The following is a 21,477-nucleotide window of genomic DNA, read 5'->3' as shown; positions in this document are numbered from 1 at the left end:
TTGCTCCAGCGGAGGCCTCAGGTCTGGCTCTTCGTCCCAATGTAATGGGATATTGCAGGCCCGATTTACCCGCGCATTATAGGGAAAAATTCGGCGCTGTGTTGCGGCGGATGGTCTCGGCGCGCGCACAAAATGAAGACTTTTTTACCCGGAGTGCGGGTTTACAGGGGTTGGCGGGGTAGGAATTTTTTGACGGACGGTGACGAGATTTCAGTGGGCATTTGCCGCATGCAGGCGCCAGCCCTGTAAATCGGGCAGTTGGCGGGGTAGGGCTCAATGTGCAGGGCCGGGTATTTGAGCGCGCAGAAACTGCAGCAGGCTTCTGCATGCCGCCGATTGATACGGCGTGGGCCGGGTGATGATGTGAAAGCGCCTGGACGCCCAACTGTCGCTCAATCCGATGCTGACCAGCCCCGGCCCGTCCGTGTAGCTGACCGCTTTGCGGGGAATGACGGCGATACCCATGTGTGCCTGGATCATCCGGCACACCGCATCGAAGCTCTTTACATGCACGTCGTACTGGATCGTTTGGCTGTCGCTGCGGGCCGCGTGGTCCAGCATTCGGTACAGCGGGCTGTCCGTGTGCAGGGCGATATGGCGGAACGACAGGCTGTCTGAAAAGGCGATCACGCGATGCTGGCACAACGGGCGGCCCATCGGCACCACCAGCACCAGTTCGTCCCAGTGGTAATCATGCACCTGCAGCCCGCGCTCTACCGCGTCGCACAGGCCCGTGCCAATACCCAGGTCATGTTGATTGCCGAGCACCGATTCCAGGACCTCTTCGCTGGTCTGTTCCTCCAGTGCTATTTCAATATCGGGGTACTCCGTACGGAAGGCGCGAAGGTCGTGGGGCAGGAACTGAATGATGCTGGAGCGGTTCGCCGATCCTGATATGCCGCGTCGGCCCTTGGCGAAGCCGGACATCTGCGCGCTCATCTGCAATAAGTCATCGACGACCCGCGTTGCGTGTTCAACCCGCTCCCGAGCAGCCGGCCTCTCACGTTGGTCGAAAAGATCATCGAGCGTCGTCGCCTCGGGCCTGATAAGGCGGTGGCGAAAGGGGATGGCGTATTTATCTCGGCGGACTGGTGTTTTAGCCACGATTACTTCACCGGGATGTGCGCGCACTTGATGCACGACGCTTTTGGTGACGATGTGGCGCTGGTGCGTGCCCATGAAATTATTGCTTTTCAAGACCATCTCATCCTGGCCAGCCAGAGTGTGGCCCATGTGCGAGACAACCTGCTCGCTGCGGTCGGTGGGCTGGCCAGCGCCCATCACGCGTTTGTACGGCGCTACCCGGTGATCGAGCACGGCGCATTGCACGACAGGCCTGGCTCGGAGGGTATCTGTCACGCCTTGATGACCGAGAAGTACGCGCTGCCCGGTCAGGTCGTCGTCGGTACCGACTCACATTCCCCGCACTCCGGCGCGCTGGGCTGCCTGGCCTTCGGGGCCAGCGCCACCGACATTGCCAACAGTTGGGCCACGGGTTACATCCGTTGCCGGGTGCCCGAGATCATCCGTGTCGAGCTCAATGGCCGGCTTGTGCCGGGGGTTACCGCCAAGGACGTGGTACTGCAGTTGCTGAGCCTGGCATTCATTCGTCAGGGCCATGGGATTGGCGCGGTGTTCGAGTACACCGGCGAAGCGGTGCGGGCCATGTCCATTGATGAGCGGGCCACGTTGACCAATATGGTGGCGGAGCTGGGCGGGTTCACCGGTATCGTGCAGCCCGACCAGAAAACTGTCGATTTCATCCTTGAGCGCCGGGGCGTGGCTATTGAATTGGAAGGGTGGTTATTCAGCGATGCGCAGGCCGAGTACAAAGAGCGGTTGGCGATCGACTGTTCGCGCCTGAGGCCCAGGGCTTGTCCCTGCATGAGCGCACCCGGCTCTACCTGCAATATGGCACGCTGGCAGTTCGCGACTACTGCATCGAAAAGGGCTACCTGGCCACCTTCGAGCGCCTGGGCGTCGAAATGATCATGCCCGGGTGTGGCGCCTGCGCGAACTGTGGGCCGGGGTCATCCACGCGCGCGGACCAAGTAACGGTGAGTGCGATCAACCGCAGCATTGCTATCGCCGGGGGGATTGCCGCCGTGAATACGGTGGGGCAGCTCAGTGGGATGGTCGCGCCGTTGCTGGTGGGCTACATCAACGATGTAAGCGGCAACACCTACCTTGGCATGTTGGCGCTGGCACCGTTCTGCCTGATATGCGCAGGCGTGGTGTACTGGGGGTTGCCGGATGATCGCACCACAGGCAAGCCTGCTCGTCGGTTTATGAACGTCGCGCGGCTGGGGCGATAAAAGAGGCTGGGCCTTTGCCGCAAGAACGATTTCTTGCGGCGAGCAAGCATTCAACTTGAAAACTCATTACCCGTTGGAGCAACCATTGCCCATCACGTGATAATTAAGAATATGCCGTTGGCCGTGCGAGTCTTCATATTCCATCTTCACCGGTACAACTTCGCAGACTTCCGGGATATTACTCATGGACACTACTTTGGCGACATCCAAGTGCGTGCTGTAGGTGTAGTCTTCAACAATCGGGGCGTTCTGGCCGGCCAGCTCGGTCGGGGCTTCGTCGGCCAGGACGGTGGTGGCAAACAGGCTGCTGAGGGCCATTGCTACTAGAACTTTCATTTCTTTACTTACCTTCTTTGGGGCGAAAGGGGTCACGGGGCCCTTGTGAGGCCGCGTGCGTAACTTGAAGTTTGGGAGTTCGGATTAACGTTGCCTTCGTGGGGGCTGTTGCGGTGTTAATCAGATTGCCTTGTTGGCGGAGTTGATTTTAGGCGTGGGGGTTATATTCATATACCCGTGGTTTTGATAAACACTTTTAGCGGTTTTTGTAACAATCCCGTGTTAAAGGTTTTTTCACAAACCGTCGAAGCGCCGCAGGCCGCGGGCCAGAGCGCCAAAGCTGGATACCGGGGCAATTTGTAGGGGCTTGTTACTACCATCGTCGAATGGTTCTATAGGCCGGCCCCGGCTACAACAGGGCCATACAAAAACAACTATTGTCACCGAGGTAAGAAAGATGAGTGCGGCTTCCCTGTACCCCGTTCGCCCCGAAGTAGCAGCCAACACGCTGACCGATGAGGCGACCTACAAGGCCATGTACCAGCAGTCGGTGGTCAACCCCGATGGTTTCTGGCGTGAGCAAGCCAAGCGTCTTGACTGGGTCAAGCCTTTCACCGCGGTGAAGCAGACCTCTTTCGACGACCACCATGTCGACATCAAGTGGTTTGCCGACGGCACCCTGAACGTTTCCTACAACTGCCTGGACCGTCATCTCGCCGAGCGTGGCGATCAGGCGGCGATCATCTGGGAGGGTGATGACCCTGCCGAAAGCCGCACCATCACCTACCGCGAGCTGCACGAAGAAGTCTGCAAGTTCGCCAACGCCCTGCGTGGCCAGGACGTGCACCGCGGCGACGTGGTGACGATCTACATGCCGATGATCCCCGAAGCCGTGGTCGCCATGCTGGCCTGTACCCGCATCGGTGCGATCCACTCGGTGGTGTTCGGCGGTTTCTCGCCGGAGGCCCTGGCCGGCCGTATCATCGACTGTAAGTCGAAGGTGGTGATCACCGCCGACGAAGGCATCCGCGCAGGTAAGAAAATTCCGCTCAAGGCCAACGTCGATGACGCCCTGACCAACCCGGAAACCAGCAGCATTCAAAAGGTCATCGTGTGCAAGCGCACCAATGGCGCGATCAAGTGGAACCAGCATCGCGACATCTGGTACGAAGACCTGATGAAAGTGGCCGGCACCGTGTGTGCGCCTAAAGAAATGGGCGCCGAAGAAGCGCTGTTCATCCTCTATACCTCCGGTTCCACCGGCAAGCCTAAAGGCGTGCAGCACACCACCGGCGGCTACCTGTTATACGCAGCCCTGACCCACGAGCGCGTGTTCGACTACCGCCCGGGCGAAATCTACTGGTGCACCGCCGACGTTGGCTGGGTCACCGGCCACACCTATATCGTCTATGGCCCGCTGGCCAATGGCGCGACCACGCTGCTGTTCGAAGGCGTGCCGAACTACCCGGACATCACCCGGGTGGGCAAGATCGTCGACAAGCACAAGGTCAACATCCTCTACACCGCGCCGACTGCGATCCGCGCGATGATGGCCTCGGGCACCGCCGCTTGCGAAGGCGTGGATGGCAGCAGCCTGCGCTTGCTGGGTTCGGTGGGTGAGCCGATCAACCCCGAGGCGTGGGACTGGTACTACAAGAACGTCGGCCAATCCCGTTGCCCGATCGTCGATACCTGGTGGCAGACCGAAACCGGCGCCACCCTGATGAGCCCGCTGCCGGGCGCTCATGCGCTCAAGCCGGGTTCGGCCGCACGGCCGTTCTTTGGCGTGGTGCCGGCGTTGGTGGACAACCTGGGCAACATCATCGAAGGCGCCGCCGAAGGCAACCTGGTGATCCTCGATTCGTGGCCAGGCCAGGCGCGTACGCTGTACGGCGATCATGACCGTTTTGTGGACACTTACTTCAAGACCTTCCGCGGCATGTACTTCACCGGCGACGGTGCGCGTCGTGACGAAGACGGCTACTGGTGGATCACCGGGCGTGTGGACGACGTGCTTAACGTGTCCGGCCACCGCATGGGCACCGCCGAGATCGAAAGCGCGATGGTCGCCCACCCTAAAGTCGCCGAAGCGGCGGTGGTGGGTGTGCCACACGACATCAAGGGGCAGGGCATTTATGTGTACGTCACCCTTAAAAATGGCGAAGAGCCGAACGAAGCGCTGCGCCTGGAGTTGAAAAACTGGGTACGCAAGGAGATCGGGCCGATCGCTTCGCCGGATGTGATCCAGTGGGCGCCGGGCTTGCCGAAGACCCGTTCGGGCAAAATCATGCGCCGCATCCTGCGCAAGATTGCCACGGCTGAGTACGACGGGCTGGGTGATATCTCCACCCTGGCCGACCCAGGTGTGGTGGCGCATTTGATCGAAACCCACAAGACCATGAACGTCGCGTAACGCGGGCTAGGTGGCAAAGAGCCCCATTCGGCATGAGCCGGCTGGGGCTTTTTTGTGCGTTCTCGAAACCACGAAGATCCCCTGTGGGAGGGAGCTTGCTCCGATAGCGGAGGTCCAGTGGCCTAGGTGTTGGCTGACACACTGCAATCGGGAGCAAGCCCCCTTCCACATTTGGGCTGCATTTCAGGTCAGGCTCATTACCAGTCCAATAAATATCGGTTTTTCACGTAGGAGGTTTCTGAATGTTACCGAGCGGCGCAAATGTGTAACCCTGCGCCCAAACATGAGGCAAAGCGCTACGCCCGCGCCGCGAAAAACCGCGTTTTAGACACCCCCGCAAATAAGATCAAACGCCACACTTGCCGTGCTAGAAGGGTTTGCGAATAATAGGCCCGCAATTTGCAGCGTCTACAGGTTTAGTGTCTTTTGTCTCTGCATAAAATTCAGGGGCTGTCAATGAGCTGGAACCGCTTTCTCGGTGCTTCTGTAAATTGTTGTCGCATTGAGGAAATATCGGCTTCCGGCCTGTCGTTAGAATGCCGATCACTCGCTCGTCGTCTCCAGTGTTGAACTGGCGTAGGACGCAGCACCGCTATTCGGTTTCACCTTCGCCGCATCGTGGGCCATGGCTCATACTGCTGTTTTGCCCTATACCGATGGAGTCCCAAGATGAAGAAACTCGTGCTGTTGGGCGCCCTGGCGCTGTCCGTGCTGTCCATGCAGGCTTTCGCTGAAGGCAAGCCTCTGAAAATTGGTATCGAAGCGGCCTACCCTCCGTTTGCCTCGAAGGCGCCGGATGGCAGCATCGTCGGTTTTGACTACGACATCGGCAACGCCCTGTGCAAGCAGATGGACGTCAAGTGCACCTGGGTCGAGCAGGAATTCGATGGCCTGATCCCAGCGCTCAAAGTGCGCAAGATCGACGCGATCCTGTCGTCCATGTCCATTACCGACGACCGCAAGAAGTCCGTGGACTTCACCAACCGCTACTACCTGAGCCCGGCGCGCCTGGTGATGAAGGACGGCACTGCGGTCAGCGACAGCCTGGATGAGTTGAAAGGCAAGAAGATCGGCGTACAGCGTGGCTCGATCCATGACCGTTTCGCCCATGAAGTCCTGGCGCCAAAAGGTGCGGACATCAAGGGTTACAGCACCCAGAACGAAATCTACCTGGACGTGGCTGCCGGTCGTCTCGACGGTACCGTGGCTGACGCTACCCTGCTGCAGGACGGTTTCCTGAAAACCGACGCCGGCAAAGGCTACGCGTTTGTAGGCCCGTCGTTCACCGAAGCCAAATACTTCGGCGACGGCATCGGCATCGCGGTACGCAAGGGCGACAAGGAAAACCTGGACCGCATCAACGCAGCCATCGCCGCGATCCGTGCCAACGGCGAATACAAGAAAATCCAGGACAAGTACTTCGACTTCGATATCTACGGCGCTGACGCCAAGTAAATCGTCGCGGCTGTCTGTGCAAAATGGCGCAAGCAACAGAACACTCTGAAGTTTGCGCCATTTTTTCATCCCCCTTTTCGAGGACCTGAATCATGTTGAAAGGCTACGGGGCCGTCATCCTCGATGGCGCATGGTTGACGCTTCAGCTCGCCTTGTCGTCCATGGCCTTGGCCATTGTTCTGGGTCTGATCGGGGTCGCGTTACGCCTGTCGCCGGTGCGCTGGCTGGCCTGGCTGGGTGACTTGTACTCCACGGTGATCCGCGGGATCCCCGACCTGGTGCTGATCCTGCTGATTTTCTACGGCGGTCAGGACCTGCTCAACCGCGTCGCGCCGATGCTCGGCTACGACGACTATATCGACCTGAACCCCTTGGCCGCCGGTATCGGCACCCTGGGTTTCATCTTTGGCGCCTACCTGTCGGAAACCTTCCGCGGTGCCTTCATGGCCATCCCCAAGGGGCAGGCCGAAGCCGGCCTTGCCTATGGCATGAGCAGCTTCCAGGTGTTTTTCCGGGTGATGGTGCCGCAGATGATTCGGCTGGCTATCCCTGGGTTCACCAATAACTGGCTGGTACTCACCAAGGCCACTGCGCTGATTTCGGTGGTGGGCCTGCAAGACATGATGTTCAAGGCCAAGCAGGCGGCAGATGCCACCCGCGAGCCTTTACCTTCTTCCTCGCGGTGGCGGCGATGTACCTGGTGATCACCAGCGTGTCGTTGCTGGCCCTGCGTCATCTTGAGAAGCGCTACTCGGTAGGCGTAAGGGCGGCTGATCTATGATCTTCGACTACAACGTCATCTGGGAATCCATGCCGCTGTACCTTGGCGGTTTGCTGACCACCCTGAAACTGCTCGCCATTTCGCTGTTTTTCGGCCTGCTCGCCGCCTTGCCGCTGGGCTTGATGCGCGTGTCCAAGCAGCCGATCGTCAACGGCGCAGCGTGGCTCTACACCTACATCATCCGCGGCACGCCGATGCTGGTGCAGCTGTTTTTGATCTACTACGGGCTGGCGCAGTTCCAAGCGGTACGCGAGAGCTTCCTGTGGCCGCTGCTGTCCAGCGCCACCTTCTGCGCGTGCCTGGCCTTTGCGATCAACACCAGCGCCTACACCGCAGAAATCATCGCCGGCAGCCTCAAGGCCACGCCCAATGGCGAGATCGAGGCAGCCAAGGCCATGGGCATGTCGCGCTATAAGCTGTACCGCCGCATCCTGCTGCCGTCGGCCTTGCGCCGCGCGCTGCCGCAGTACAGCAACGAAGTGATCATGATGCTGCAGACCACCAGCCTGGCGTCCATCGTCACCCTGATCGACATCACCGGTGCCGCGCGCACGGTGAATGCGCAGTTTTACCTGCCGTTCGAGGCCTACGTCACCGCTGGCGTGTTCTACCTGTGCCTCACCTTCATCCTGGTACGCCTGTTCAAGTTGGCCGAGCGCCGCTGGCTGAGCTACCTGGCGCCACGGAAGCATTGATATGGAACGTATCGATCACCTATTGCCCTGGGGGCATCTGGGCTGCGAACGCCAACTGAGCGTATTCCGCTTTGGCAGTGGCGAGCGCAAGGCCTATATCCAGGCCAGCCTGCACGCCGATGAACTGCCCGGCATGCGCGCCGCCTGGGAACTGAAAAAACGCCTCGGCGAACTGGAACGTCAAGGCGCCCTCAACGGGGTAATCGAGTTGGTACCGGTGGCCAACCCGATGGGCCTGGGCCAGTTGCTGCAAGGCAGCCACCAAGGGCGTTTCGAGGTAGGCAGCGGCAAGAATTTCAACCGTGATTTCGTCGAATTGAGCGAGCCGGTCGCGGCGTTGCTGCAAGGCCGGCTGGGCGATGATGCCCACGCCAACGTGGGCATGATTCGTCAGGCCATGAGCGCCGCGCTCAGCGCGTTGCCGGCCCCGAGCAGCCAGTTGCAAGGCATGCAGCGTATCTTGCTGAGCCACGCCTGCACCGCCGATGTGGTGCTCGACTTGCACTGCGACGCCGAGGCCGCGCTGCATATGTACGCGTTGCCCCAGCATTGGCCGCAGTGGCGTTCGCTGTCGGCGCATTTGAACGTGAAGGTCGGCCTGCTGGCGGAAGATTCCGGCGGCAGCTCGTTCGATGAAGCGTGCTCGTTGCCGTGGTTGCGTCTGTCGCGGATGTTCCCTGAGGCGCAGATCCCGCTGGCGTGCCTGGCGACGACCCTGGAATTGGGTGGCCAGGCCGATACCGGCCGGGATGAAGCGATCTTCCACGCCGAAGGCATCCTCGCATTCCTCGCCGAGCAGGGCCTGATCAAAGGTCAATGGCCGGAGCCGCAGTTCGAGCCTTGCGAAGGCATGCCTTTCGAAGGTACGCAATTGCTGTTCGCCCCCCACGCCGGGGTCATCAGTTACCTGCGTAAGGCCGGTGACTGGGTTGAGAAGGGCGATGCGATTTTTGAAGTGATTGACCCCCTGGAAGACCGCGTGAGCGTCATCTGCGCGGGCACCTCGGGGGTGTTGTTTGCCGTTGAACGGCTACGTTATGCCCAAGCGGGTTTCTGGCTGGCCAAGGTGGCGGGGCGCGATGCGCTGCGGCACGGGCGCTTGCTCAACGACTGACCACCTGTTTTTGTGAGAACCGACCGCATGTACAAGCTTGAAGTCCAAGACCTGCATAAACGCTATGGCAGTCATGAAGTGCTCAAAGGCGTGTCCCTGGCCGCCGCGGCCGGTGATGTGATCAGCATCATCGGTTCCAGCGGTTCGGGCAAAAGTACCTTTTTGCGCTGCATCAACCTGCTGGAGCAACCCCACGCCGGCAAGATCCTGCTCAATAACGAAGAGCTGAAACTGGTGGCCAACAAGGACGGCGCCTTGAAGGCCGCCGACCCCAAGCAACTGCAACGCATGCGTTCGCGCTTGTCCATGGTGTTCCAGCATTTCAACTTGTGGTCGCATATGACCGCCGTTGAGAACGTGATGGAAGCCCCGGTGCATGTGCTGGGCGTGTCGAAGAAAGAAGCCCGTGAAAAGGCCGAGCACTACCTGGCCAAAGTCGGCGTTGGGCATCGTAAGGATGCGTTCCCCGGCCACATGTCCGGCGGCGAGCAGCAGCGCGTGGCGATTGCCCGTGCCCTGGCGATGGAGCCGGAGGTGATGCTGTTCGACGAACCCACCTCGGCGCTCGACCCGGAGTTGGTTGGCGAGGTGCTCAAGGTGATGCAGGACCTGGCTCAGGAAGGCCGCACCATGGTGGTGGTGACCCACGAAATGGGCTTTGCCCGCGAAGTGTCCAACCAGTTGGTGTTCCTGCACAAAGGCATTGTTGAAGAGCGCGGCAACCCGAGGGAAGTGCTGGTCAATCCACAGTCCGAGCGCCTTCAGCAGTTCCTGTCCGGCAGCTTGAAATAACACCCCTGCTGAAATTGCTGGCGCTTTAGGTGGGAGGGGGCTTGCTCCCGATAGCGGTCCATCAGATACACATGTGCTGACTGGTACACCGCTATCGGGAGCAAGCCCCTCCCAGATTTGTTTTTGAGCTTTGTATTGGTTTACGGGCTAGCATTGCCCCACAGTTTCTTTCACTGTTTTTGTTTCGGATAGCTCCCACATGACCGCCCACAAAATTGGTTTCCTGATTTGGCCCAGCACAAAGCGCTCACGCTTGCGCTGGCTGAGGAGGCCTTGCGCGTTGCTCAGCGGGTGCATCCGGATGTGGTCTACGAGCTGTCGTTCCTGCTCGCCGAACCTGCCACCGACGGCGCCTGGCAACTGCCGGGCGAGCCATGGGCCGGCAAGCTCGAAGGCTTCCAGAAACTGTTCCTGCTGGCTGACGAACCGCCCACCGTCATCGCCTCTCAACTGAGCAGTGCCCTCAAGCAACTTGTGCGGGCCGGCTGCGTGATCGGTGGTCTGTCGGCAGGCGTGTATCCACTGGCCCAACTCGGTCTGCTCGACGGCTACCGCGCCGCCGTGCACTGGCGCTGGCAGGACGATTTCGCCGAGCGCTTCCCCAAGGTCATCGCCACCAGCCATCTGTTCGACTGGGACCGAGACCGCTTGACCGCCTGCGGTGGCATGTCGGTGCTCGACCTGCTGCTGGCGGTACTTGCCCGTGATCACGGCGCCGAGCTTGCCGGCGCGGTGTCCGAAGAGCTGGTGGTGGAGCGCATCCGCGAAGGCGGCGAACGCCAGCGGATTCCGCTGCAAAACCGCCTGGGTTCCAGCCACCCGAAGCTGACCCAGGCGGTGTTGTTGATGGAAGCCAATATCGAAGAACCGCTGACCACCGACGAAATCGCCCAGCACGTGTGCGTGTCGCGACGACAACTTGAACGCATCTTCAAGCAGTACCTCAACCGCGTTCCCAGCCAGTATTACCTGGAACTGCGCCTGAACAAGGCGCGCCAGATGCTCATGCAAACCAGCAAGTCGATCATCCAGATCGGCCTCTCCTGCGGCTTTTCCTCGGGGCCGCATTTCTCCAGTGCCTACCGCAACTTTTTCGGCGCCACGCCGCGTGAAGACCGCAACCAACGACGCAGCAGCAGCCCCTTTGAATTGTCCTCGGTGCCGTCCGAACGCGGTTGACCCGCAGGCTCTATTGTTCCATTTCCTCCTCGGACACGTCGGGTGACGCAGCAAGCGGGTTCATCTGCGGGTCCAGCGTGACTTCTACTACGCCAAAGTCCACCGCATGGCGTCGGTAGTAAGGGCGCAGCATGGCAATTGTCGCGGGTGAGAGTGGGTTGCCATTCAGATCGAAGCCATCGGCCAGGTCAGGCGTGATTTCAAGAATGTCGCTGGGAAGCTCGGTGATCTGGTTGTCGCTCAAATCCAGTTGATCGAGCAGCGGCAGGTTGAATGCGCCCGCGGGGGCTTCGGTAAGCCCGGCATTCGAGAGCATCAGCGTTGAGAGCCCGGTCATCAAGCGTACGTTCGGTGTAATGCCCAGCGGGTTTTCGCTCAGGTCCAGGTAGTTAAGGTGCTCCAGGCCGCTTAACGCGTCGGCGCTGGCAGGGCTCAGGCGCAGGCCGCTGAACGTCAGGCTCAGCGACCTGAGCTTGGCCAGGTTGAACACCTCCAGTGGGATGTCCGGCAATGCGTAGCGATGCACCAGCAAGCTTTCAAGCTGAGGGAAGCGCTTGAGGAAGCCCGGCGGGATCGACGTATGGTGCTCGCCCACCAGTTCAATCCTCGCGACATGGTTAAAGCTCACGTTCAGTGCCGGCAAATCCCCCAGGATCGCGTGGGTGCTGACCAGTTCGTGAGTGTCTCGCGGCGACTCATGATCCGCGTACAGGGCGGTTTCCCGGCGCCAGCAGTCTTGCAGCAACGTCTTGAACGCCCGCCGTGTGATTTGCTGTTGCGCGCGCGTTCGGGTGTCCAGGGGGGCGTGGGTGACGGGGTGTCGCTCGGGGACTTCCACCGCCCACTGCTCAAGGTCTGTTTGCAGGCGCTCGTAGTCCGCTTTCATGTCGGTGAGGGTAGCCATTGCGTCGTCCAGGCTGCCCGGCAGCTTGAAGATAAATTGGCTGGCCTCCCTGTCGGTGAAGGTAGGGTAGAGCTCATGGACCCGGCGCCGCTCTTCAAGGCCGGCATCCGCGCCGAAGTGTTCGCCGGTTTGCTGGCAATAGGTTTTGACCCGCTCCAGGGTGGCCCGCGAGAGCGGGTTGCCGGAAAAATCAAAGGCCTTGGCGCGTTCGGCCGGCAACGTAAAGAGGGCATCGGGCAGTGCTTGAAACTGGTTGTCGCTGAGGCTGGCGTCGATCAAGTGGGGCAGGTCCGTCAGGCCTTGGGGCGCTTGGGCAATCTCTGTGTGGCTCAGGTTCAGCAGCTGCAAGTCGGTCATGTGTTCAAGGTTGGGCGCCAGCGTCAGCGGGTTGCTGGACAGGTCGAGGGTCTTTAACCCGCGCAGGCTGGCCAGGTTTTCACGGCTTTGCGCGGTCAACTTGATGGCCGTGTTGCGCAGTGTCAGGTCATTGAGATGGGGTTGCGACGTTACCTCGGTGGACAGTGTTCGCAGGGCTATGCCGTGGATATTCAGGCTGCGCAGCTTGGGGAATTGGGCCAGGAACGCCGGTGTGCCTCGGGTGGACACATAGCCGTTCAATTCCAGGTAGGAGATGTGGTCGAAGTTGGCGCTCAGTTTTGGCAGTTCGCCATAGATCGGCTGGGTGAGGCGCAGCGTGAGGCCGTTGTCATCGGGGTTGGGGAAATGGCTATCGGACGGGGTTTCATGGCGCCAGGCGTGAACTATTTCTTCTACCCACCGCGCTCGATTGTGCCGCTCGGCCGTGATCACCGCGCGGCTCAGGGGGATCTGCGTATCGAGGAACGTCTGCGGCGTGTTGTGAAGCCAGGTCGCCAGGTCGGCTTGCAATCTCAGCAATTCTCTTTGACGGATTGCAGCGTCAGCAACGGCGAACCCGCCTGGGCGCGCATGGCTTCCAGCACATTGCGCACTTCTTCCGGGTTCAGGCTGGGGTAAAGATCGCGCAGCCGATCTTCCAGCGACGGTTGCCCACTGGGGCCAGGCGTGGGTGAGGTCCGGTCATAGCCTTCCATGCCCCCTGGCAGGCGCATCAGTTTCGGGTCGTAAAGAGGCTTGCGCACGGGCATCTCGGCGAGCAGCGTGCCAACCTCTTCGCGCGTCAGCGCGTGTTGGCGCAAGGTCTGGCGCAGCAATCGGCCTTGGCCGATCTGCATGCCCAGCGCGTCGCGCTGGGCGTCGGGGAGTGCCTGGAGCACCGCTGTATAGAAGTCGGTTTCTCCAAAGAGCGTGCCCTCGCCGTTTTCTGGAACGTAAGCGCCCTCGGCCGTACGCACCAACGTACGTTGGATCGGCGCTTGAGGCGTGCCGATTGAGTCGCGCACGCGGCCTGTGCGCGAGTAGTCGGTGACGACCAGGCGCACCTGGGGCGACCAGCCCGGCAGCTTTTGCAAGGTGTGCAGGGCAAGGCGATGGGTGTCGCTGCTGTCCACCGAGTCCAGGTACAGCCCTTCGTAGGCGCGGCTGATCCTGACTTGGTGCGCCGCCCAACGTGCACGTTCCGTCAAGGTTGCGGGCAGGCTGCCCTGGTCGATTTCCAGCAGCTCCTGGCCGGTCGCTTCGCGCAACACCTCTTCGGCGGTGCTGGTAGGCAGGCCGGGCGTGGTGTCGATGATTTTTTGCACGCGAGGGTCGTGGGTGACCTCCCGGCTGCGATAACGCGCGTCAAACAGGGCAAAGCGTTTCTCCTCGGCTTTGCGCGCCAGGCGTTTGCGCAGTTTGGCCGCGCGCACGTGGGGCTGTGTGACGGCCGCGCCAAACTCTTCTTCCAGTAGGATTTTGCGTTCGGGTTCGTCGAGGGTTTCGAGCAGGGTCTTGAGCAGGTCGCCATTTTTCAACTGCGCTTGGTGGACCTGCACCACTGCGGCGTTTTCCTTGCCTTTGAGTTCCCACAACGTGCGGCCTTCGGCGTCGAGAAAGCGCAGGGTTTTGGATGCAGGCCACAGGGCCGTATTGCTGAGCAACCAGAGTTGGGTCTGTGAATCGGCTTTTTGAAACAGCTCAGGGTCGTCGCTGTTCATCTGGTCGATGAAGTCTTGCAGTTGTTGGTCGAGGGTGACGCGCTTGAGTGCGTCGGCTAGCAGGGGCGGCGGTGGCTGGCGGTCCATGAACTGCTTGCGCAGGGCCGGTTCATCGGTACCGCTGATCAGCCGCGCCTCCTCCAGGCGTGCGTCGCTGAGGTGCTCGGCGAGTGGGCCTTGTCGGCGCAGGAGGGTGGCGCGGTCCCAGCTCAAAGGCTGATCCACTTCGGTGACCCAGGCGCCCGCGCCGTTGCCCATGATCCGGGGGCGGTAGGCGTGCGGGCGGGTCGGGTGTTGCATGAATGCGTGGCCGGCGCGTTGCTCAACGGCGAAGTGTTTGCCGTCGAGCGCCAGGATCTGTTTGCCTTGGTGGGTGTGCAGCCCTTCGGGGTTGGCAGATGATTCGGCAGCCAGGGTGATGTCGTGGGCGTAGGGCGTGAGGTCAGGCTTCCAACGGCGGGTTTTGCCGTCTTCGCCGCTGACCGGGTGAAGCGTGTCGAAAAAATCCCACAGTGGCTGGGGCAGCGCCTGTCGTAGCAGGCTTTCGGCAATCGGCGCGCCCACCGCGAACATCCCCAGTTGCACCATTTGTTCAAGGATCGACATCAGGTGGCCGAAGGCCTGGCGCTTGAGCCCTTCGGCCCAATCGAGGATGCCTTCGAAGGTGTCGTCGAGCAGTTGGAAGGCGGTATAGCCGAGCATCAACGCCCCCAGCGGCGGTATGAAGGGGGTGGCGATAAAGGCCGCCACTTCGAGAATCGCCTTGGCGACTTTTTGCACGATGCTCCAGCGTTGCCAGCGCGCCTGGCGATCGGCGTCGGCGCTGGACACGGCGGTCACGCGTGCGTCATTGAGCAGCTGGTTGAGTTTGTTTTCGTAGAGGTGTTCGTACAGGCCGCCGCTGATCTTGGTGGCGAAAAACTGCAGGTTGGGCTCCGCCACGGGCTTTTCGCGCCAGGCCGGTCGTGGGTCGCCGGGTTTGGGCTTGTGCCAGGCCACTTGCGACAGGCGATTGTTAAGGTCGGCAAAAAAATAGCCGCGGTGCTCCTGTTTGACGAAGCGGCAGAAGAACTTCTGGTAGTCGGCGCTGCGCAGCTTCGAGGTGAGGTCGAGCATGAACGCCGTGCCGTTGGGGTAGTACTTGAGCGGCGCCTGTGGGTCACCGGGGATGTAAGCCACCACGGGCGTTGAATCGTGGTGCGCCTCCAGGTCGGCGGCGAACAGCACGATACCGGTCAGCGGCGCTGCCATCAGGCTCAGGTCGTGGCTGAGCAGCAATTTGCCTTCCAGCATCATGCCGCGCAGGCCTTCGAGTTGGCCCTGAAGGGTGTAAAAGGCGGCGTCGCTCACGTCTTTTTTCAGGCGCGCCATATGCAGGCTGGTGTTGGCCTCGGCCTTGAGGCTTTGGATCAGCGTGTCGCGCAGGGTGGCCTTGACGGTGGCGTCTTCGAAGCCGAAAAAGCGCTTGAGGTAGCGTTGGTAGCGCGCGCCGATATCCAGCTCGCGGCACAGCTGGATGAACTGTCGGATGCTGACCTTGCTGGCGAACGAGGGCAACGTGTCGAACTGCCCGGTGGCGCTGGGTTGGGTGATAAAGGTTGAGTCGTTTGTGTAAGCGTGCGGCTGGCTTTCGGCCGCGTCGAAGTTATGCAGCGCGGCCGAAAGCAGCGACACGGTCCAGACTTTCGCGCCGCCGGTCGGCACGGGCAGCAGCGGGGTCGTCAGCGGTGTGTACAGGCGCAGGTAGGTGGTCGTTACATCGGCGTCCAGGCCCAACCGTTGCTTGAGCGCTTGCTGCAGCAGGGGCGCGGCGAACTGTTGCGGGGTCTGGAGTGTCGCCAGGGCGCTGTCCACCTGATTGTGCGCGTTCCAGTTCGTCGCCTGCGCCAGTTTGAGCGGCGCCTGCCGTTCGCGGCTGGTGGTGGCATGCCAGTCGGCAAATACCATCGGTGTGGCTTTTAATGCCTGGCGCTTGGCGGCTGAGGCGTTTCCCAGCCAGCTTGGCAGCGTTGTGTGTACACCGGCGGGCGCGATGCGTGTGGCCTGGATAACGCTTTGAATGACAGCGGAAGCCATGTGGCTGATCCTTCAGTGAATTGAGTCACCGTGATCAAAACAGGCTTTGGGCTCGTCCTGGCTTCAAATAGTTAGCGCGTGGCGGCAAATCAGCCGTGCGTGCCTCTGCCTCTCGGGCCCTGCACGGTTTAAACTGCGCCTTTGCGACGCTATTTGTCGCATTGGCGTAAACCCGCCAAAAACGCGGGTTGGCGCTATAAGAAGTTGTCGCTTGGCGGCAAGGCCGCGCTGAAAACTGTCCTTACAATCCCTGCATCGCCCGCCAGTTCCAGGCAGGCGTTCCTCTTCAGGAGACTCCGATGTCCGTTGAGCAAGCCCCGGTGCAACGTGCCGATTTCGACCAGGTCATGGTTCCCAACTACGCACCTGCCGCGTTCATACCTGTGCGTGGCGCAGGGTCCCGCGTATGGGACCAGGCGGGTCGCGAGCTGATCGACTTTGCCGGCGGCATCGCGGTCAACGTGTTGGGCCACGCCCACCCGGCGCTGGTCGGTGCGCTGACCGAACAGGCCAACAAGCTGTGGCATGTCTCCAACGTCTTCACCAATGAGCCGGCCCTGCGCCTGGCGCATAAATTGATCGACGCCACCTTTGCCGAGCGCGTGTTCTTCTGCAACTCCGGCGCCGAAGCCAACGAGGCCGCGTTCAAGCTGGCCCGTCGCGTGGCGTTCGACCGTTTCGGCAGTGAAAAGTACGAAATCATCGCCGCACTGAACAGCTTCCACGGCCGTACCCTGTTCACCGTCAACGTCGGTGGCCAGTCCAAGTACTCCGATGGCTTCGGGCCTAAAATTACCGGCATCACCCACGTGCCTTATAACGACCTGGCGGCGCTGAAAGCCGCCGTGTCGGGCAAGACCTGCGCGGTGGTGCTGGAACCGATCCAGGGCGAAGGCGGTGTACTGCCGGCCGAACTGGCTTACCTGCAAGGGGCCCGCGAGCTGTGCGACGCCAACGACGCGCTGCTGGTATTCGACGAAGTGCAAACCGGCATGGGCCGCAGCGGCCACCTGTTTGCCTACCAGCACTACGGCGTCGTGCCGGACATCCTCACCAGCGCCAAGAGCCTGGGCGGCGGTTTCCCGATCGCGGCCATGCTGACGACTGAAGCGCTGGCCAAGCACCTGGTGGTCGGCACTCACGGCACCACCTACGGCGGCAACCCGCTGGCGTGCGCGGTGGCTGAGGCGGTGATCGACGTGATCAACACACCCGAGGTGCTGGCCGGCGTCAAGACCAGGCATGAACAGTTCAAGGCGCGCCTGGAGCGGATCGGCACGCAATACGGCATCTTCACCCAAGTGCGCGGCATGGGCCTGTTGATCGGTTGCGTGCTCAGCGACGCGTTCAAAGGCAAGGCCAAGGACGTGTTCAACGCGGCCGAAAAAGAAAACCTGATGATCCTGCAAGCCGGCCCCGACGTAGTGCGTTTTGCCCCGAGCCTGGTGGTGGACGAAGCGGACATCAATGAAGGCCTGGATCGTTTTGAGCGGGCTGTAAAAACACTGACGCAAGCATGATGGACCGTTCGATGCCCGCGCGATTGAGCATCGAACCCAAATTTTTATGCCGGGCCCGTCAGTTGGAGCGGTGAAGATCCAAATGTGGGAGGGGCGGTGCGACGATTCGACTTGCTCCCGATGGCGGTGTGTCAGTGAATTCATTCATCAACTGACACACTGCCATCGGGAGCAAGCCCCCTCCCACACCGGACGTCACTGGTTTCTGGACTGTGCCTGGTATTTTTTCCTATGAGTTTTTCGAGTTAAGGAGTGACACCATGCTGGTGATGCGCCCCGCGCAAATGGCTGATCTGGGCGAGGTACAGCGTCTGGCTGCGGACAGCCCGATTGGTGTCACTTCCTTGCCGGACGATGTGGAACGCCTGAGCGACAAGATCGCCGCCAGCGAAGCGTCCTTCGCGGCCGAGGTGAGTTTCAACGGTGAAGAAAGCTATTTCTTCGTACTCGAAGACACCGAGACCGGCCAGCTCGCCGGTTGTTCGGCCATCGTCGCCTCGGCCGGCTACTCGGAGCCCTTTTACAGTTTCCGTAACGAAACCTTTGTGCACGCCTCCCGCGAGCTGAAGATCCACAACAAGATCCATGTGCTTTCCCAGTGCCACGATCTCACCGGCAACAGCCTGCTTACCAGTTTCTATGTGAAGCCTGCGCTGGTCGGTTCGCCGTGGTCGGAACTCAACTCCCGTGGCCGTCTGTTGTTCGTCGCCAGCCACCCCGAGCGCTTTGCCGACTCGGTGGTGACCGAGATCGTCGGCTACAGCGACGAGAACGGTGATTCGCCGTTCTGGGACGCCATCGGCCGCAACTTCTTCGACCTCAACTACGCCGCCGCCGAGCGCTTGTGCGGGCTGAAGAGCCGCACCTTTCTCGCCGAACTGATGCCGCATTACCCGATCTACGTGCCGCTGCTGCCGGACGAAGCCCAGGAAGCCATGGGCCAGGTGCACCCGCGTGCGCAGATCACCTTCGACATCCTCATGCGCGAAGGCTTCGAGACCGACCATTACATCGACATCTTCGATGGCGGCCCGACGCTGCATGCACGGGTTTCGGGCATTCGCTCGATCGCCCAGAGCCGCGTGGTGCCGGTGAAGATCGGTGAGATGGCCAAGGGTGTCGGCCGCCAGTACCTGGTGAGCAACGCGCAATTGCAGGATTACCGCGCGGTGATGCTGGAACTGGACTACGCCCCCGGCAAGCCGGTGACCCTGGACCTGGCGGCGGCTGAAGCGCTGGGCGTTGGCGAAGGCGCCAGCGTGCGTCTTGTTGCAGTTTGAGAGCCGGTATAAAACAGAGTTTCGCGGGTGACTGCAAAGCGGCCCGTCTGAGGAGATAGCATGATCGTTCGTCCCGTACGCAGCAGCGATTTACCGGCCCTGATTGATCTGGCGCGCAGCACCGGCACCGGCTTGACCACCTTGCCGGCCAACGAAGAGCGCCTGACCCACCGGGTTGGCTGGGCCGAAAAAACCTTTCGCGGCGACGCCGGGCGCGGCGACGCGGACTACCTGTTCGTGCTGGAAAACGATGAAGGCCGCGTGGTGGGTATTTCCGCCATCGCCGGTGCCGTTGGACTACGTGAACCTTGGTACAACTTCCGGGTCGGCCTGACGGTCAGCGCCTCCCAGGAGCTGAACATCTACCGCGAGATCCCGACGCTGTTCCTGGCCAACGACCTCACCGGCAATTCCGAGCTGTGTTCGTTGTTTTTGCACGCCGATTACCGCAACGGCCTCAACGGTCGCATGCTGGCCAAGGCGCGCCTGCTGTTTATCGCCGAATTCCCGCAGCTGTTCGGTAACAAGATCATCGCCGAGATGCGCGGCGTGTCCAACGAGGCCGGGCGTTCGCCGTTCTGGGAAAGCCTGGGCCGGCACTTTTTCAAGATGGAATTCAGCCAGGCCGACTATCTCACCGGCGTGGGGAACAAGGCGTTTATCGCCGAGCTGATGCCGAAGTTTCCGTTGTACAGCTGCTTCCTGTCCGAGGATGCGCGCAACGTGATCGGCAAGGTGCATCCAGACACCGAGCCGGCGCTGAGCATGCTCAAGAGCGAAGGTTTCAGCTACCAGGGCTATGTCGACATCTTTGACGCCGGCCCGGCGGTGGAGTGCGAAACCGCCAAGATCCGTGCGGTGCGCGACAGCCAGTCGCTGGTGCTGGCCATTGGCACGCCGGGGGACGACGCCACGCCGTTCCTGATCCATAACCGCAAGCGCGAAGATTGCCGCATCACCGCCGCACCGGCGCGCCTTGCCGCCGGCACCCTGGTGGTTGATCCGCAGACCGCCAAACGCCTGCAACTGGTGGTGGGTGATCAAGTGCGCGCTGTACCGTTGTCCGCTGCTCGGGAGTCGAAATAATGAATTCGTTGTATATCGCAGGGAGCTGGCTGGCTGGCCAGGGTGAGCTGTTTGAATCGCGTAACCCGGTAACCCAACAGGTGTTGTGGGCCGGCAATGGCGCCAGCGTCGAGCAGGTTGAATCCGCCGTGCAGGCCGCGCGCCAGGCGTTCCCGGCGTGGGCCCAGCGCTCGTTGGAGGCGCGCATCGGCGTGCTGGAAGCCTTCGCCAGTATCCTGAAACGCCGCGCTGATGAAATCGCCCGCTGCATCGGTGAGGAAACCGGCAAGCCGCTGTGGGAATCGGCCACCGAAGTCACCAGCATGGCCAACAAGATCGCCATCTCCGTGCAAAGCTACCGTGAACGTACTGGCGAGAAGAGCGGCCCCCTGGGCGACGCCACCGCCGTATTGCGCCACAAACCTCACGGCGTGGTGGCGGTGTTCGGCCCCTACAACTTCCCTGGGCACTTGCCCAACGGGCATATCGTCCCGGCCTTGCTGGCGGGTAACACCGTGTTGTTCAAGCCGAGCGAACTGACCCCCAAAGTCGCCGAGCTGACCGTGCAATGCTGGATCGAAGCCGGCTTGCCGGCGGGCGTGCTGAACCTGCTGCAAGGCGCGCGGGAGACCGGCATCGCGTTGGCGGCCAACCCAGGCATCGACGGTTTGTTCTTCACCGGTTCCAGCCGCACCGGCAATCACCTGCACCAGCAGTTCTCCGGGCGTCCGGACAAGATCCTGGCGCTGGAAATGGGGGGCAACAACCCGCTGGTGGTCGACGAAGTGGCCGACGTGGATGCGGCGGTTTACACGATTATCCAATCGGCGTTTATCTCGGCCGGCCAGCGCTGCACCTGTGCCCGTCGCCTGTTGGTGCCGCAAGGTGCCTGGGGCGATGCGTTGCTGGCGCGCCTGGTGGCGGTCAGCGCCACGATTGAGGTGGGCGCCTTCGATCAACAACCGGCGCCGTTCATGGGCTCGGTGATTTCCCTCGGCGCGGCCAAGGCCTTGATGCAAGCCCAGGAGTTGATGCTGGCCAACGGCGCCGTGGCGCTGCTTGAAATGACCCAGCCGCAGGATCAGGCGGCGTTGCTGACCCCCGGCATCATTGATGTGACCGGCGTCACCGAGCGCGAAGACGAAGAACTGTTCGGCCCGCTGCTGCAGGTGATTCGCTACGTTGATTTCGAAGCGGCGATCACCGAGGCCAACAACACCCAGTACGGCCTGGCTGCCGGTTTGCTGTCGGATTCCGAAGCGCGTTACCAGCAGTTCTGGCTGCAAAGTCGCGCCGGTATCGTCAACTGGAACAAACAACTGACCGGCGCCGCCAGCACCGCGCCATTCGGTGGGGTAGGGGCTTCGGGCAACCATCGCGCCAGTGCGTATTACGCGGCGGATTATTGCGCGTACCCGGTGGCGTCGCTGGAGACCCCGAGCCTGGTGGTGCCGGCCACGCTGACCCCCGGCATAACACTGATCTGAATGTGGGAGGGGGCTTGCTCCCGATAGCGGTGTGTCAGTCACCTGAT

The 21,477-nt window shown here is 61.3% G+C and carries 15 protein-coding genes and 2 pseudogenes; 13 read left to right on the top strand and 4 right to left on the bottom strand.

What is annotated here, in order from left to right; genetic code table 11:
• Positions 1 to 273: 273 nt before the first annotated feature.
• Positions 274 to 1,197 (bottom strand): LysR substrate-binding domain-containing protein, encoded by a 924-nt coding sequence (locus AB4O25_RS12120; protein ID WP_460150892.1) that lies wholly within the window; start codon positions 1,195 to 1,197, stop codon positions 274 to 276.
• On the opposite strand from AB4O25_RS12120, the gene AB4O25_RS12115 reads away from it, so the two are divergent.
• Both AB4O25_RS12115 and AB4O25_RS12110 read left to right on the top strand, forming a co-directional pair.
• Positions 1,120 to 1,989 carry an aconitase family protein gene (locus tag AB4O25_RS12115; protein ID WP_460150891.1) on the top strand — a complete coding sequence of 290 codons (870 nt, stop codon included), beginning with the start codon at positions 1,120 to 1,122 and terminating at the stop codon, positions 1,987 to 1,989. The two genes, AB4O25_RS12120 and AB4O25_RS12115, sit on opposite strands and share 78 nt — an antisense overlap.
• A complete protein-coding gene (locus AB4O25_RS12110) occupies positions 1,875 to 2,315 on the top strand; it encodes a hypothetical protein (RefSeq protein WP_460150890.1) in 441 nt (146 codons plus the stop codon). The genes AB4O25_RS12115 and AB4O25_RS12110 overlap by 115 nt, the downstream gene beginning before the upstream one ends.
• A 66-nt stretch (positions 2,316 to 2,381) precedes the next feature.
• Here the strand turns inward: AB4O25_RS12110 and AB4O25_RS12105 are convergent, their stop codons facing one another.
• A complete protein-coding gene (locus tag AB4O25_RS12105; RefSeq protein WP_017529408.1) occupies positions 2,382 to 2,651 on the bottom strand; it encodes a DUF2790 domain-containing protein in 270 nt (89 codons plus the stop codon).
• Positions 2,652 to 3,048: 397 nt separating this feature from the next.
• On the opposite strand from AB4O25_RS12105, the gene acs reads away from it, so the two are divergent.
• The 7 genes and pseudogenes from acs (at position 3,049) to AB4O25_RS12070 (ending at position 11,020) form a co-directional block, all read left to right on the top strand.
• Positions 3,049 to 5,004 carry an acetate--CoA ligase gene (gene acs, locus AB4O25_RS12100; protein WP_065876832.1) on the top strand — a complete coding sequence of 652 codons (1,956 nt, stop codon included), beginning with the start codon at positions 3,049 to 3,051 and terminating at the stop codon, positions 5,002 to 5,004.
• A 669-nt stretch (positions 5,005 to 5,673) separates the two neighbouring features.
• A complete protein-coding gene (locus AB4O25_RS12095; protein ID WP_017529410.1) occupies positions 5,674 to 6,459 on the top strand; it encodes an ABC transporter substrate-binding protein in 786 nt (261 codons plus the stop codon).
• 92 nt (positions 6,460 to 6,551) lie between these two features.
• Positions 6,552 to 7,240 (top strand): annotated as a pseudogene (locus AB4O25_RS12090) (ABC transporter permease).
• Positions 7,237 to 7,935 (top strand): ABC transporter permease, encoded by a 699-nt coding sequence (locus tag AB4O25_RS12085; RefSeq protein WP_460150889.1) that lies wholly within the window; start codon positions 7,237 to 7,239, stop codon positions 7,933 to 7,935. The pseudogene AB4O25_RS12090 and the gene AB4O25_RS12085 overlap by 4 nt, the downstream one beginning before the upstream one ends.
• A gap of 1 nt (position 7,936) precedes the next feature.
• A complete protein-coding gene (locus AB4O25_RS12080; protein WP_017529412.1) occupies positions 7,937 to 9,049 on the top strand; it encodes a succinylglutamate desuccinylase/aspartoacylase family protein in 1,113 nt (370 codons plus the stop codon).
• 27 nt (positions 9,050 to 9,076) lie between these two features.
• On the top strand, positions 9,077 to 9,841 hold the full coding sequence (locus AB4O25_RS12075) for an ABC transporter ATP-binding protein (RefSeq protein WP_017529413.1): 765 nt from the start codon (positions 9,077 to 9,079) through the stop codon (positions 9,839 to 9,841).
• Positions 9,842 to 10,040: 199 nt separating this feature from the next.
• Positions 10,041 to 11,020: pseudogene (locus AB4O25_RS12070) on the top strand (GlxA family transcriptional regulator).
• Positions 11,021 to 11,030: 10 nt separating this feature from the next.
• Here AB4O25_RS12070 and AB4O25_RS12065 read toward each other — a convergent pair.
• A complete protein-coding gene (locus AB4O25_RS12065) occupies positions 11,031 to 12,812 on the bottom strand; it encodes a leucine-rich repeat domain-containing protein (protein ID WP_460150888.1) in 1,782 nt (593 codons plus the stop codon).
• Positions 12,813 to 12,814: 2 nt separating this feature from the next.
• Positions 12,815 to 16,078: a dermonecrotic toxin domain-containing protein gene (locus AB4O25_RS12060; protein WP_460150887.1), complete on the bottom strand. Its 3,264-nt coding sequence runs from the start codon at positions 16,076 to 16,078 to the stop codon at positions 12,815 to 12,817.
• Positions 16,079 to 16,377: 299 nt separating this feature from the next.
• Here AB4O25_RS12060 and AB4O25_RS12055 point away from each other — a divergent pair, with 299 nt between their 5' ends.
• The 4 genes from AB4O25_RS12055 (at position 16,378) to astD (ending at position 21,430) form a co-directional block, all read left to right on the top strand.
• Positions 16,378 to 17,598 carry an aspartate aminotransferase family protein gene (locus AB4O25_RS12055; RefSeq protein WP_065876830.1) on the top strand — a complete coding sequence of 407 codons (1,221 nt, stop codon included), beginning with the start codon at positions 16,378 to 16,380 and terminating at the stop codon, positions 17,596 to 17,598.
• 260 nt (positions 17,599 to 17,858) lie between these two features.
• The gene (gene aruF / locus AB4O25_RS12050) at positions 17,859 to 18,878 is read left to right on the top strand and encodes an arginine/ornithine succinyltransferase subunit alpha (protein WP_017529417.1); all 1,020 of its coding nucleotides are present in this window, start codon (positions 17,859 to 17,861) and stop codon (positions 18,876 to 18,878) included.
• A 60-nt stretch (positions 18,879 to 18,938) separates the two neighbouring features.
• The gene (gene astA, locus AB4O25_RS12045) at positions 18,939 to 19,964 is read left to right on the top strand and encodes an arginine N-succinyltransferase (RefSeq protein ID WP_017529418.1); all 1,026 of its coding nucleotides are present in this window, start codon (positions 18,939 to 18,941) and stop codon (positions 19,962 to 19,964) included.
• Positions 19,961 to 21,430: a succinylglutamate-semialdehyde dehydrogenase gene (gene astD / locus AB4O25_RS12040; RefSeq protein ID WP_460150966.1), complete on the top strand. Its 1,470-nt coding sequence runs from the start codon at positions 19,961 to 19,963 to the stop codon at positions 21,428 to 21,430. Before astA ends, astD begins: the two co-directional genes overlap by 4 nt.
• Positions 21,431 to 21,477 lie beyond the last annotated feature (47 nt).

Source organism: Pseudomonas sp. S3_A03, from assembly GCF_054668275.1.
The sequence above is the reverse complement of the archived record's forward strand: the minus strand, read 5'-3'. Positions and strand labels throughout refer to the sequence as shown.

What these genes read in the sequence shown, in the direction of transcription:
- AB4O25_RS12060 (WP_460150887.1), bottom strand. Translation starts at nt 16,078, where the DNA reads ATGGCTTCCGCTGTCATTCAAAGCGTTATCCAGGCCACACGCATCGCG.
- AB4O25_RS12095 (WP_017529410.1), top strand. Translation starts at nt 5,674, where the DNA reads ATGAAGAAACTCGTGCTGTTGGGCGCCCTGGCGCTGTCCGTGCTGTCC.
- AB4O25_RS12085 (WP_460150889.1), top strand. Translation starts at nt 7,237, where the DNA reads ATGATCTTCGACTACAACGTCATCTGGGAATCCATGCCGCTGTACCTT.
- acs (WP_065876832.1), top strand. Translation starts at nt 3,049, where the DNA reads ATGAGTGCGGCTTCCCTGTACCCCGTTCGCCCCGAAGTAGCAGCCAAC.
- AB4O25_RS12080 (WP_017529412.1), top strand. Translation starts at nt 7,937, where the DNA reads ATGGAACGTATCGATCACCTATTGCCCTGGGGGCATCTGGGCTGCGAA.
- AB4O25_RS12105 (WP_017529408.1), bottom strand. Translation starts at nt 2,651, where the DNA reads ATGAAAGTTCTAGTAGCAATGGCCCTCAGCAGCCTGTTTGCCACCACC.
- aruF (WP_017529417.1), top strand. Translation starts at nt 17,859, where the DNA reads ATGCTGGTGATGCGCCCCGCGCAAATGGCTGATCTGGGCGAGGTACAG.
- AB4O25_RS12055 (WP_065876830.1), top strand. Translation starts at nt 16,378, where the DNA reads ATGTCCGTTGAGCAAGCCCCGGTGCAACGTGCCGATTTCGACCAGGTC.
- astA (WP_017529418.1), top strand. Translation starts at nt 18,939, where the DNA reads ATGATCGTTCGTCCCGTACGCAGCAGCGATTTACCGGCCCTGATTGAT.
- AB4O25_RS12115 (WP_460150891.1), top strand. Translation starts at nt 1,120, where the DNA reads ATGTGCGCGCACTTGATGCACGACGCTTTTGGTGACGATGTGGCGCTG.
- AB4O25_RS12075 (WP_017529413.1), top strand. Translation starts at nt 9,077, where the DNA reads ATGTACAAGCTTGAAGTCCAAGACCTGCATAAACGCTATGGCAGTCAT.